General features: G+C 68.1%; 12 protein-coding genes and 1 tRNA gene. 9 read left to right on the plus strand and 4 right to left on the minus strand.

Features of this window, described 5'->3' with window-relative positions; all coding sequences use genetic code 11:
- Nucleotides 1-12 precede the first annotated feature (12 nt).
- The 4 genes from orn (at nucleotide 13) to JHN45_RS15080 (ending at nucleotide 2084) form a co-directional block, all read left to right on the plus strand.
- A complete protein-coding gene (gene orn / locus JHN45_RS15065; RefSeq protein ID WP_200712221.1) occupies nucleotides 13-615 on the plus strand; it encodes an oligoribonuclease in 603 nt (200 codons plus the stop codon).
- Nucleotides 616-696: 81 nt separating this feature from the next.
- A tRNA-His gene (locus tag JHN45_RS15070) sits at nucleotides 697-769 on the plus strand.
- Nucleotides 770-917: 148 nt separating this feature from the next.
- A complete protein-coding gene (locus tag JHN45_RS15075) occupies nucleotides 918-1571 on the plus strand; it encodes a restriction endonuclease (protein WP_201049330.1) in 654 nt (217 codons plus the stop codon).
- A gap of 6 nt (nucleotides 1572-1577) precedes the next feature.
- Nucleotides 1578-2084, plus strand: coding sequence for a GNAT family N-acetyltransferase (locus JHN45_RS15080; RefSeq protein WP_201049331.1), 507 nt, complete (start codon nucleotides 1578-1580; stop codon nucleotides 2082-2084).
- Here the strand turns inward: JHN45_RS15080 and JHN45_RS15085 are convergent.
- Nucleotides 2056-2832: a serine/threonine protein kinase gene (locus JHN45_RS15085; protein ID WP_201049332.1), complete on the minus strand. Its 777-nt coding sequence runs from the start codon at nucleotides 2830-2832 to the stop codon at nucleotides 2056-2058. The two genes, JHN45_RS15080 and JHN45_RS15085, sit on opposite strands and share 29 nt — an antisense overlap.
- A 30-nt stretch (nucleotides 2833-2862) precedes the next feature.
- Nucleotides 2863-3918 carry a LacI family DNA-binding transcriptional regulator gene (locus JHN45_RS15090; RefSeq protein ID WP_200712225.1) on the minus strand — a complete coding sequence of 352 codons (1056 nt, stop codon included), beginning with the start codon at nucleotides 3916-3918 and terminating at the stop codon, nucleotides 2863-2865.
- Nucleotides 3919-4248: 330 nt separating this feature from the next.
- Here JHN45_RS15090 and JHN45_RS15095 point away from each other — a divergent pair, with 330 nt between their 5' ends.
- The 5 genes from JHN45_RS15095 (at nucleotide 4249) to hutH (ending at nucleotide 10602) form a co-directional block, all read left to right on the plus strand.
- Complete coding sequence (locus JHN45_RS15095; protein ID WP_200712226.1) at nucleotides 4249-5568, plus strand: ABC transporter substrate-binding protein; 1320 nt, start codon at nucleotides 4249-4251, stop codon at nucleotides 5566-5568.
- Entirely contained in the window at nucleotides 5565-6587 is a 1023-nt protein-coding gene (locus JHN45_RS15100; RefSeq protein WP_201049333.1) for a carbohydrate ABC transporter permease, read from the plus strand. Before JHN45_RS15095 ends, JHN45_RS15100 begins: the two co-directional genes overlap by 4 nt.
- Nucleotides 6584-7489 (plus strand): carbohydrate ABC transporter permease, encoded by a 906-nt coding sequence (locus JHN45_RS15105; protein ID WP_201049334.1) that lies wholly within the window; start codon nucleotides 6584-6586, stop codon nucleotides 7487-7489. The genes JHN45_RS15100 and JHN45_RS15105 overlap by 4 nt, the downstream gene beginning before the upstream one ends.
- 102 nt (nucleotides 7490-7591) lie before the next feature.
- Nucleotides 7592-8776 (plus strand): family 1 glycosylhydrolase, encoded by a 1185-nt coding sequence (locus tag JHN45_RS15110; protein ID WP_201049335.1) that lies wholly within the window; start codon nucleotides 7592-7594, stop codon nucleotides 8774-8776.
- Between the two features lie 293 nt (nucleotides 8777-9069).
- Nucleotides 9070-10602 carry a histidine ammonia-lyase gene (gene hutH, locus JHN45_RS15115; protein ID WP_236583701.1) on the plus strand — a complete coding sequence of 511 codons (1533 nt, stop codon included), beginning with the start codon at nucleotides 9070-9072 and terminating at the stop codon, nucleotides 10600-10602.
- Nucleotides 10603-10651: 49 nt separating this feature from the next.
- On the opposite strand, the gene JHN45_RS15120 is transcribed toward hutH, so the two are convergent.
- Both JHN45_RS15120 and JHN45_RS15125 read right to left on the minus strand, forming a co-directional pair.
- Nucleotides 10652-11095: a hypothetical protein gene (locus tag JHN45_RS15120; RefSeq protein WP_200717267.1), complete on the minus strand. Its 444-nt coding sequence runs from the start codon at nucleotides 11093-11095 to the stop codon at nucleotides 10652-10654.
- Between the two features lie 122 nt (nucleotides 11096-11217).
- Nucleotides 11218-11622: a hypothetical protein gene (locus JHN45_RS15125; RefSeq protein ID WP_201049337.1), complete on the minus strand. Its 405-nt coding sequence runs from the start codon at nucleotides 11620-11622 to the stop codon at nucleotides 11218-11220.
- Nucleotides 11623-12083: the final 461 nt, after the last annotated feature.

Raw genomic sequence — 12083 nt, forward strand, 5'->3', positions numbered from 1 at the left:
AAGGTTAGACACATGAACGATCGCATGGTGTGGATCGACTGCGAGATGACCGGCCTCTCGCTGTCGGATGACGCTCTCGTCGAGGTGGCCGCCCTCGTCACCGACTCCGAGCTGAACGTGCTCGGCGAGGGGGTGGACATCGTCATCCGCCCGCCGGACCAGGCGCTGGAGACGATGCCGGACGTAGTACGCCAGATGCACACCGCGTCCGGCCTGCTCGACGAGTTGGCCGGCGGCACGACGCTGGCCGACGCGGAGGAGCTGGTCCTCGCGTACATCCGGGAGCACGTCAAGGAGCCGGGCAAGGCCCCGCTGTGCGGCAACTCCGTCGGCACCGACCGCGGTTTCCTCCTCCGTGACATGCCGACCCTGGAGGAGTACCTGCACTACCGCATCGTGGACGTGTCCTCGGTGAAGGAGCTGGCCCGCCGCTGGTACCCGCGGGCGTACTTCAACAGCCCCGAGAAGAAGGGCAATCACCGCGCCCTCGCCGACATCCGCGAGTCCATCGCGGAGCTGCGCTACTACCGCGAGGCGATCTTCGTCCCGCAGCCCGGCCCCGACTCCGACACGGCTCGCACGATCGCCGCGAAGCACGTCCAGCCCGCGCGATAAAGGCGGGCGCGAGCACCCCTTCGGACCCTGTACACTTTTTCTCGGCCGGTCGGAAACTCGCAGAGTGAACGACCGGGCATGGTGGGTGTAGCTCAGCTGGTAGAGCACCTGGTTGTGGTCCAGGAAGTCGCGGGTTCAAGTCCCGTCACTCACCCTCGAAGATCAAGGGCCGACCCGTGGTTACGGGTCGGCCCTTGATCCGTTTCCGCCTTGTGGGAACACGGCGGGAACCACCCACCACCGGTTGTCACAAGCCGGTCACACCGCGTTCGCCGCACCCGTGCAGCGTCCATCATGCCCCTATGCGCAGAACGTCCCCGCGGGGAAGGACATCCAGGCCGCGTGGCCAGGCCAAGGCCGGGGACACCTTCCTCGTCATCGTCTTCGCCGGGATCGCAGGCGTCGGCCTGCTGCTCGCCCTGGTCAGCTGGGTCGCGACGACGCCCGCCGTGCAACCTGTCGCCGCCCTCGTTCTCGTCGGCGGCGGGGTCCTGGCCGTACGCCGGCGCGGCGCGCGCCAGGCCCGCCGGGCCGAGGAGGCCCGCGTCCGCGCCGCGCAGTCCACCGAGATCGCCCGCTACCACGTCATGGACCCGCGCCAGTTCGAGGACGCCATCGCCTACCTCTGCCACCGGGACGGATGCAGCGACGCCCGCCGGACCGGAGGCGCCGGGGACCTCGGGGCCGACGTCGTCGCGAACGCGCCCGACGGGCGGCGCATCGTCATCCAGTGCAAGCGCTACGGCCCGACGACCACCGTCGGCTCCGGCGACCTCCAGCGGTTCGGGGGCACCTGCTACAACGTCCACGGCGCCCAGGTCGCCGCCGTCGTCACCACCTCACGCTTCACGAAGCCGGCCACGAACTACGCACGGTCCATGGGCATCCGCCTCTTCGACCAGCACGCCCTGGCAGCCTGGGCCAGCCGCACCGGCCCCGCCCCCTGGATGCTGTGAGCCACGATGGACACCGAACTCATCACCACCGCCCGGCTGGATCTCGTCCCTCTGAGCGCGACGCACGCGGAGGAAATGGCCACGGTCCTGTCCTCCCCCGCCCTCCACACCTTCATCGGCGGCGAACCGCTGACTCCCGACGCCCTGCGGACCCGCTACGAACGCCTCGTCGCAGGCTCCCCGGGTCCCTCAACCGCCGTCTGGTGCAACTGGGTTCTACGACTCCGGGCGGAGTCCCGTCTGGTGGGCACGGTCCAGGCGACGATCACCGAGGCGGCCTCGGTCGCGGAGATCGCGTGGGTGGTCGGAGCACCGTGGCAGGGGCGGGGCCTGGCCACGGAGGCGGCGAAGGGCCTGGTGTCCTGGCTCGGCGACCACGCGGTTTCCACGATCGTGGCGCACATCCACCCGGACCATCGGGCATCCGCCGCGGTCGCCACGGCAGTCGGGCTGGCGCCGACCGCACAGTGGCAGGACGGCGAGATCAGGTGGCAGCGCGCCACGCACCCGTGAACTCCCGTACGCCCGCGAACCGTTCGGCGGGATCGGCGCGGGTAGCCCTTTCCAGTACGGCGAGTTGACCCGCCGTACCGCGCCAGGCCCGGCGCTCCCCGCCGTCGAGGAGGAGACGGGCGCTGCGGCCGAGGGCGTAGACCGTCGTACGGATGTCGATGACGGAGCCCCGGTACCACTCCTCGGGGGCCATGAAGCGGGCCGAGCCCGGGAGGCGGTCCGCGTCGAGGACGAAGGGGCCGGGGCGGTACTCGTCGAGGTCGACGAGGTGGAGCGCGTCGCCGCCGAAGTCGTACAGGAACGCGCCGTCGTAGAGGTCGACCGCCACCATGCCCGCGGCCTCGACCGCGAGGTGCGCGTCCAGGACCCGGTCGACCGCGCGCAGGACGGAGGCGAGGGGCAGCGCGTGGAAACGGGCGCGGGCGGGGCCGTACAGGGACTCCCCGTGGCGCCAGGGCATGACCGCCGCCGTACGGCCACTGCCCGCCACCGCGATCCGGTGCGGCTGCGGGACGATCGCCGGGTGCCGTACCGCCTGATGGAAGGTCCAGGCTCGGTCGAGTGAGGCCTGGGCGGCGGCAGTTGTCGCCTCCTTCACGAACCAGCGCTCGCCGTCCGGGAGTTGGACACCGTACGAGACACATCCCGAGTCCTGCTCGCGGAAGACGCGGAACACCTCGCCCACCGTGCGGAGGTACGGCTCGACGGCGGGGACTTCGGCGACGGCCAGGAGGGGATGGGAGGTCACGGGCAACAGCTTGGCCGAGCGACCGCTTCTTCATGAAGACGCTCGCGTCACCAACTCCGTTGCCAGTACCGCCTGTCGGCGTTCGAGTTCCCGGGAGGTGGCCGGGCGCCGGTCCGCGATCTCGGCCAGCAGGAGGTCGATCATCGCGCGGCCCATCTCCTCGATTGGCTGGCGGACGCTGGTGAGGGGCGGGTCCATGTGGCGGGCTATGGCCGAGTCGTCGTAGCCGACGAGGGCGACGTCGTCGGGGATACGGCGGCCCTCCTCGCGGAGCACCTGGCGGGCGCCGGCCGCCATGACGTCCGAGCCGGCGAAGACCGCGTCGACGTCGGGGCGGCGGGCGAGCAGTTCCTTCATCGCCCGGCGGCCGCCCTCCTCGGTGAAGTCGCCCGGCTGGATGAGGTGTTCGTCCACTTCGTGGCCCGCGTCGAGCAGTGCCTCGCGGTAGCCGTCGACGCGGCGCTGGGCGCCGTAGACGTCGAGGCGGCCGGTGATGTGGGCGATGCGGGTGCGGCCGCGCGTCAGCAGGTGTTCCACCGCCGAGCGGGCTCCGCCGTAGTTGTCCGAGTCGACGGAGGTGAGGGTTTCCGCCGCCGAGCGCGGGCCGCTGATCACCGCCGGGATTTCCAGTTGCGCCAGCAAGTCCGGCAGCGGGTCGTCCGCGTGGACGGAGACGAGAAGGACGCCGTCCACGCGGTGTGCGGCCAAGTACTGGGCGAGGCGCTGCCGTTCGCGGTCGCTGCCCGCGAAGATCAGGAGCAACTGCATCTCGGTTTCCGAGAGTTCGGCTCCTACGCCCTTGAGCATGTCCGAGAAGTACGGTTCCGCGAAGAAGCGGGTCTCCGGCTCGGGGACGACGAGGGCGATGGCGTCGGTGCGGTTCGCGGCGAGGGCGCGGGCGGCCGTGTTGGGGACGTAGCCGAGTTCGGCGACCGCCGCCTCGACGGCCGCGCGGGTCGCGTCGCTGACTCTTGGCGAACCGTTGATGACCCGGGAGACCGTGCCGCGGCCCACTCCGGCGCGCGCCGCGACCTCCTCCAAGGTCGGCCGGCCGCCGCTCCGGCCCCGCGCTCCGTGGCTTGCCATTGGCTCCGCCTCCTGTAGACCCACCCGTTGGCCTGGAATGTAACAGTCCTGATCAGGGAAGAGGGGCGTGCGGAGCCCCGCCTCCGGCCGAATCCCCGCCTCCCGCTCGGTTAGCTAACAGACGAATAACTGAACGCATCTCTCCGCGTCCGGTCCCTTGACACCCCCGCGCGAACCGACGACTCTTCAACACATCACCGGTGGGAGCGCTCCCACGGTACCTGACACATACACATCCCGCACGTTCCCCGCCCGAGCCGCAGCGTGAACTAACGGGCCCAACAATGCAGTTGGCCGGGGGGTCGGCACGTCAGGCAACAGGAGGACGCAATGCGCACGAGTACCCGACGGTCCCATCGGCTGATGGCCCTCGCGGCCGTCGCCGCCCTGACCACGGGGGTGCTGGCCGGTTGTTCCAGCGACTCGGACGGCACCTCGTCGAACGCGAGTGACAGCGGCAAGGGCAAGACCACGCTGACCGTCGGTACCTTCGGCGTCTTCGGCTACAAGCAGGCCGGTCTGTACGACGAGTACATGAAGCTCCACCCGAACATCACCATCAAGGAGGACGTCACCACCCGTACCGACGTGTACTGGCCCAAGGTCCTCACCCGGCTCCAGGCCGGCGCGGGCACCGACGACATCCAGGCCATCGAGGTCGGCAACATCACCGAGGCCGTCCAGACGCAGGCCGACAAGTTCGTCGACCTCGGCAAGGACGTCGACAAGTCGCAGTGGCTGCCCTGGAAGAACGCCCAGGCCACCACCAAGGACGGCAAGCAGATAGGCCTCGGCACCGACACCGGCCCGATGGCGATCTGCTACCGCAAGGACCTCTTCAAGAAGGCCGGTCTGCCCACCGACCGCACCCAGCTCGCCGCCCTGTGGAAGGGCGACTGGACGAAGTACGTCAATGTCGGCAAGGACTACATGAAGAAGGCGCCCAAGGGCACCAAGTTCGTGGACTCCGCGTCCTCCGTCTACAACGCGGCCATCGGCGGCGAGAGCCAGCGGTACTACGACAAGGACGGCAACGTCATCTGGGACAAGTCGACCGGCGTCAAGGCGGCTTGGAACGCGGCGATGGAGGTCGCCACCAGCAACATGTCGGCGAAGCTGAAGCAGTTCGACCCGACCTGGGACCAGGGCTTCGCCAACGCCAGCTTCGCGACGGTGGCCTGCCCCGCCTGGATGATGGGCTACATCCAGGAGAAGGCCGGCACCTCCGGCAGCGGCAACTGGGACGTGGCGGCGGCGCCGACCGCGGCCAACTGGGGCGGTTCCTTCCTCGGTGTTCCCACGGCGTCCAAGCACCAGGCCGACGCGATCGCGCTGGCGAAGTGGCTGACCGCGCCGGAGCAGCAGGAGAAGGTCTTCGCCAAGCAGGCGAGCTTCCCGTCCACCCCGGCGGCGTACCCGAACCTGAAGCCGGCCGCCGCCACGACGGCCTACTTCTCGAACGCGCCGATCACGCAGATCTTCTCCGACTCGGCGAAGACGATCCCGGTCCAGGTCTTCGGCATCAAGGACCAGCCGATCGGTACCGCGATCACTGACGTCGGCATCCTCCAGGTGGAGCAGAAGGGCAAGACCCCGGCCCAGGGATGGAGCGCCGCCACCAAGGAGATCAAGGACGTGCTCGGGCAGTGAGCAGCTCCAAGCAGGCCCTCGCACACCCCGCGCCGGGCTCCGGCGCCGCGCCCGGCCACGAGCCGGGCGCGGCCCGCGGCGGTCGCGGTACGCCGGCGCCCGGCCCGAGTTCGTGGCGGAGCCGGCTGTACCGCTGGGACATGAAGGCGTCGCCGTACGCGTTCATCTCCCCCTTCTTCATCATCTTCGGGGCCTTCGGGCTCATCCCGCTCCTCTACACGGCCTGGTACTCGCTGCACAACGTGCAGTTGTCGTCGCTGGACCACAAGTCGTGGGCGGGGCTGGACAATTACCGGAACCTGTTGTCCTCGGACTTCTTCTGGAACGCCCTGAAGAACACGTTCACCATCGGTCTGATCTCCACCGTGCCGCAGCTGTTGATGGCGATCGGGATCGCGCATCTGCTCAACTACCGGCTGCGCGGCTCGACCGTGTGGCGGGTCGTGATGCTCACTCCGTACGCCACCTCGGTGGCGGCGGCGACCCTCGTCTTCACGCTGCTGTACTCGTGGGACGGCGGAATGGTCAACTGGCTGCTGCACTTCGTGGGCGTGGACGCGATCAACTGGCGTGAGTCCACGTGGGGTTCGCAGTTCGCGGTGTCGTCGATCGTGATCTGGCGCTGGACGGGCTACAACGCGCTGATCTATCTCGCGGCGATGCAGGCGATCTCCGCCGACCTCTACGAGTCGGCGGCCATCGACGGCGCCAACCGCTGGCAGCAGTTCCGCCATGTGACGATCCCCCAACTCCGGCCCACGATCCTCTTCACGGTGGTCGTCTCCACCATCGGCGCGACCCAACTCTTCGGCGAGCCCCTGCTGTTCGGCGGGGTCAGCGGTTCGAAGGGCGGCTCCGAGCACCAGTACCAGACGCTCGGTCTGTACATGTACGACCAGGGCTGGATCATCGGCAACCTCGGCAAGGCGTCCGCGATCGCCTGGTCGATGTTCCTGATCCTGCTGATCGTCGCCGCGATCAACCTGCTGTTCACCCGACGGCTGAGGAAGTCCCAATGACCACAAGCGAATTGACACTCCCTCAGGACCGGGTGCCCGCACCGGCGGCACGCGCCCCGCGCCGCCGGGTGATGGGCGCGGGCAAGCAGATGCACGCGGGCCCGCTGACCTACGTCGTCCTGGTGGTCTTCGCGCTGGTCTCGCTGGCCCCGCTGGTGTGGACGGCGATCGCGGCCTCGCGCACCAACACGCGGCTCGCCCAGACCCCGCCGCCGCTGTGGTTCGGCGGGAACCTGTTCAAGAACCTCCAGACGGCCTGGGACCAGGCCGGCATGGGCACCGCGATGTTCAACTCCACGGTCGTCGCGGGCACGATCACCATCGGCACGGTGCTGTTCTCCACCCTGGCGGGCTTCGCCTTCGCCAAGCTGAAGTTCCGCTTCTCCAGCACCCTGCTCCTGCTCACCATCGGCACGATGATGATCCCGCCCCAACTGGCCGTCGTACCGCTGTACTTGTGGATGGCCGACCTGCACTGGTCGAACCACCTCCAGACGGTGATCCTGCCGACTCTGGTCAGCGCCTTCGGTACGTTCTTCATGCGCCAGTACCTCGTCCAGGCCCTGCCGACGGAACTGATCGAGGCGGCGAGAGTGGACGGCGCGAGCAGCCTCCGGGTGGTCTGGCACGTGGTCTTCCCGGCCGCCCGCCCGGCCATGGCGGTCCTGGGCCTTCTGACCTTCGTGATGGCCTGGAACGACTTCCTCTGGCCGATCATCGCCCTCAACCAGCAGAACCCCACCGTCCAGGTCGCCCTGAACTCCCTGGGCACCGGCTACATCCCCGACCAGTCGGTGATCATGGCGGGCGCACTGCTGGGCACGCTGCCCCTGCTGATCGCCTTCCTGCTCTTCGGCAAGCAGATCGTGGGCGGGATCATGCAGGGCGCGGTCAAGGGCTGACCCCCCGATCCGGGGCCGAGCACACCAGTCTCGGCCCCTCCCTCCCCCGTCCTCCCCTCCTCCTACTCATTGGTCTCCACGACCCCTTATGGGAGCGCTTCCATGCCTGAGCCCGTGACCCCCGTGACCTTTCCCCCCGCCTTCCTCTGGGGCGCCGCGACCTCCGCGTNCTACCGCCGCCTGGTGGACGAGCTGCTGGCGGTCGGCATCAAGCCGGCCCTCACCCTCTACCACTGGGACCTGCCGCAGGAGTTGGAGGACGCGGGCGGCTGGCCGGAGCGCGACACGGCGTACCGCTTCGCCGAGTACGCGCAGATCGTGGGCGAGGCGCTGGGCGACCGCGTGGAACAGTGGATCACGCTCAACGAGCCGTGGTGCAGCGCGTTCCTGGGCTACGGCTCAGGGGTCCACGCGCCGGGCCGCACGGACGCAGCGGCGTCACTGAAGGCCGCCCACCACCTCAACTTGGCGCACGGTCTGGCCACTTCGGCCCTCCGGTCCGCGATCCCGGCCCGCAACTCGATCGCGGTGAGCCTCAACTCGTCGGTGGTCAGGCCCGCTTCGCAGTCACCGGCGGACCTGGCGGCGGCCCGGAAGATCGACGACCTGGCCAACGGAGTGTTCCACGGCCCGATGCTGCACGGCTCGTATCCGCAGTCGTTGTTCGACGCGACGCGATCGATCACGGACTGGTCGTACGTCCTCGACAACGACCTGACACTAATTCACCAGCCGCTGGACGCACTGGGGTTGAACTACTACACGCCGACGCTGGTGGAGGCGGCGGAGTCCAGCGGGCCGGCCCCGCGGGCGGACGGCCATGGCGCGAGCGCGTACTCCCCCTGGCCGGGCGCGGACGACGTGGCGTTCCTCCAAACCCCCGGCGAGCGCACGGAGATGGGCTGGACGATCGACCCGACAGGCCTCTACGACCTGATCACCCGCTACACGAGGGAGGCCCCGGGCCTCCCGCTGTACGTCACGGAGAACGGCGCGGCGTACGACGACAAGCCGGACCCGGAGGGCAGGGTCCACGACCCCGAGCGGATCGCATACCTCCACGGCCACCTGTCGGCGGTACGACGCGCGATCGCGGACGGCGCGGATGTCCGGGGCTACTACCTCTGGTCCCTGATGGACAACTTCGAGTGGGCGTACGGCTACGAGAAGCGCTTCGGCGCGGTGTACGTGGACTACGCGACGCTGGCCCGCACCCCGAAGTCGAGCGCGCGGTGGTACGGGGAAGCGGCACGGACGGGCGTACTGCCGACGCCGAGCGAAGCCTGACCGACGGGGGACACCGGGGGACGGGGCGCGGCACGCCTAGGGGACGTGCCGCGCCCCGGCGGTGGGGGTACGGCAGACGGGAGGGCCCGGAGCCTCGCCTCGTCGTGGACGAGGACGCGAAAGCTGTGGGGCCTGGACTAACCTGTGCAGAGGATTACGGGGGTTAGGTTGCCCGCCAGCTTGCGGGCGTTGACGAGTCCAACGACACCATCCGCTCGACGGCCCTTGCCAAGCCCCAAATAAAGTGATTCATTCGCCAGGCAAGCGAATGGATGCATGCCAAGCGCGGGGAGATGTCCGTGGCCGCTGTCACTTTGGGCAAGGAGCCGATCACCGTCGAGCAGTTCGTCGCGGTCGCCCGCCACGGCACGCGGGTCGAGTTCGACGCGACCTACGTCGACCGCGTACGCAAGTCCCGCGCACTGGTCGAACGCTTCCTCGCCGAGAACCGCCTCGTCTACGGCGTCACCACCGGCTTCGGCGACAACGTCACGGAGGTCATCGACCCGGCGGACGCCGAGCAGTTGCAACGCAACATCGTCCGCTCGCACGCCGTGTCGGTCGGCGAACCCCTGCCCACCGAGATAGTCCGAGCCATCGCCCTGATGGAGCTGATCGGCCTCGGCGAGGGCTACTCCGGCATCCGCTTCGAGACCCTCGAACTGATCCGCCGCATGCTCAACGCCGGCGTCACCCCGCACGTCCCCGGCGAAGGCTCCGTCGGCTACCTCGCCCCCGAGGCCCACATGGCCCTCGTACTCCTGGGAGAGGGCCGGGCATCCTACGACGGCCAACTCCTCCCCGGCGCCGCGGCGTTGGCCCGCATCGACGAGCAACGCACCCGGCTCGCCTGCAAGGAGGGCCTGTCGCTGACGAACGGCACTCACTCCGTCACCGCGATAGCCGTCCTCGCCGCCCATGACGCAGGCGTCGCGGCAACGACGGCCGACATCGCCGCGAGCCTGTCGGTACAGGCCCTCAAGGGCACGGTCCGCGCCTACGACGCCCGGTTGCAGCAGCGCAAACGCCACCCCGAGCAGGCCGCGGTCGCGGAGAACCTACGACGACTCACCGCATCCAGCGCGATCAGCACCGAGTTCCTCGACCACCGCCTCCAGGACAGCCTCTCCCTGCGCGCCGTCCCCCAGATCCACGGCGGAGCGAAGCGGGCGCTCGCACAGGCCCAGGAGGTCATCGTCGAGGAACTGCACTCAGTGGGCGACAACCCGGTCATCCACCCCGAGGGCGAGGACGGGGTCGCCCTGAGCGGGGCCAACTGCGACAGCACCTACGTCGGCATCCAGGCCGACACCATGGTCAACGCGATGACGGTCCTCGCCAAGGTCTCCGAACGCCGCACCGACCGCATGGTCAACAGCAACTTCAGCGAACTGCCCGCGTTCCTCGCACCGCAGCCCGGCCTCAACAGCGGCTACATGATCGCCCAGTACACGGCCGCCGCTCTGACGATGGAACTACGGGGCATGGCAGTCCCGGCATCCGCCGACAACATCACCACCTCCGCCAACCAGGAAGACGCGGTCAGCAACGGCTACTTGGCCGCCCTGAAGGCCTACCGCGCGGCCCACAAACTCGCCTACGTCATCGCAATCGAGCTGATGTGTGCGACCCAGGCCCTCGACCTCCTCGCACCCCTTGCCCCCTCACCGGCGGCGGAGGCCCTGCGGACCCGCATTCGGGAAACCGTGCCGACCGTCGACGAGGACCGGATCTTCCACGCCGACATCGAGCACATCGCCCAACTGGTGCGAAGCGGCGACGCGTTGCGGGTGGTCGAGGGCGTGGTGGGGGCGCTGCACCACTGAGGAGGCCGAGTTCTGTCCGGCCGCCCAGCGGCGCGCCCGCGCCCACGCTTCAATGGGGGCGATGCGCGAGGTATTCGGCCCCCCACCCGATAAATCCTGCGTCGTCGTCCACCACACAAGGCCAACGCCCGCACAGGGCCGCCACGGCGAAGTCCGCGACGCCCATCGACCGATAGTCGATGACGAAAGCGGTCCAGCTCCCTATGAGCCCCTCGATCAGGACGAGTTCATCCGACTCGTACTCGCTTTTCAACTCGTCTTCCACACCCGATTCGATCCAGGCAACAGATCCCTCGTGCGAGACGAATATCCGCCCATCGCGAATATCCACATTTCCCCCGCGCTCAAGCAGTCGATCTCGCACATCTTCGACGGTCACACCACACGGAAGGAACGCGATCAATGATTCCATCCCAATGGACCCAAATTCTTCCGCAGTTGGGACACAAGAAGACAGGCCTTGCCACTTGTTGCAGCCTTGCGAAGTCTTCACATTCCCAAGACTCCTCCAGCTCCCGATCGGAGGCGAGATGCCATTCAAGCGGGTTGGGAATCTCTCCGCTCATGACAATATCAAATGACCGCCTCTCCAGACCGGCGGGCCCCCGTCGAGATCTATTCGAGAATATTCGGGGTTGGCGGAAGCAAACCGTCCGCAGATTCCGCAGACTCGACCAACCCATCCGATGAAACAACCAAAGGCATTGCTCCACCAACATCGGTGACGAGCCATCCCAGCACACTCTGCGAGACCTTCTCCCCGGCGTCTTCGTCTTCCCAGACAGCGGACCAACCCCCGCCTGGCAGTACCCCGACGATGCGACCGGCCCTTTCTAGGCGCGTAAAGTCCTCATAGGCAGTAACGGGTTTGAGCGACCCTTCATCCGGATCCACGACGAGAGCAACACCAGTCATTGGGTCCCAGGCCTCGACATCGCGCATCCTCGCCATTTCACCCCCGTCCACTCCAGCGAAGTACGCCGTCCACCCGATTTTATTGAAATAGCGCATCGAAGCCATCAACCATACAAAGACCCTCCCAGTTCGGGGAGTTCCACGTCTCCCACTTCATCCCGTTGATGCGACCCATCTACTCGTCGAAGGACATTCGCTCCGCAGGAACGTCGTGCCGTCGGGATTGGCGTACGTCGTCTCTCACTCCGTGCGGTCGTCGGTGACCTCCACCGGAGTACCGTCCGCCGTGGCCGGCCGGCCACGCCGTGCGCATCGGCCGCACACGTCTGCCCCCGGATTCCCCCACAACCCACCCCGTGGTTTTGGCACATCGATCACAAACACTTGACGATCGAGAAGACTGGCAGGGTCACTTCAATCGATGTACAAGGAATCTTTCAAGGTAGGGCAATAAACGAACCGCACTCGGGCAAAGGGTTGGTTCGTTCACCTTCAGGCAAGCAGGGGAACATCTCCCCGACCCGCCACGACTCACAGCCACCCCTCAGATCCCGCGCAGCGGCCTC

This window comes from Streptomyces sp. MBT53, from assembly GCF_016654115.1.
GTDB lineage: Bacteria > Actinomycetota > Actinomycetes > Streptomycetales > Streptomycetaceae > Streptomyces.

Coding starts and splice junctions, on each gene's coding strand:
- orn (WP_200712221.1), top strand. CDS start 13: ATGAACGATCGCATGGTGTGGATCGACTGCGAGATGACCGGCCTCTCG.
- JHN45_RS15075 (WP_201049330.1), top strand. CDS start 918: ATGCGCAGAACGTCCCCGCGGGGAAGGACATCCAGGCCGCGTGGCCAG.
- JHN45_RS15080 (WP_201049331.1), top strand. CDS start 1,578: ATGGACACCGAACTCATCACCACCGCCCGGCTGGATCTCGTCCCTCTG.
- JHN45_RS15090 (WP_200712225.1), bottom strand. CDS start 3,918: ATGGCAAGCCACGGAGCGCGGGGCCGGAGCGGCGGCCGGCCGACCTTG.
- JHN45_RS15095 (WP_200712226.1), top strand. CDS start 4,249: ATGCGCACGAGTACCCGACGGTCCCATCGGCTGATGGCCCTCGCGGCC.
- JHN45_RS15105 (WP_201049334.1), top strand. CDS start 6,584: ATGACCACAAGCGAATTGACACTCCCTCAGGACCGGGTGCCCGCACCG.
- hutH (WP_236583701.1), top strand. CDS start 9,070: ATGTCCGTGGCCGCTGTCACTTTGGGCAAGGAGCCGATCACCGTCGAG.
- JHN45_RS15125 (WP_201049337.1), bottom strand. CDS start 11,622: ATGGCTTCGATGCGCTATTTCAATAAAATCGGGTGGACGGCGTACTTC.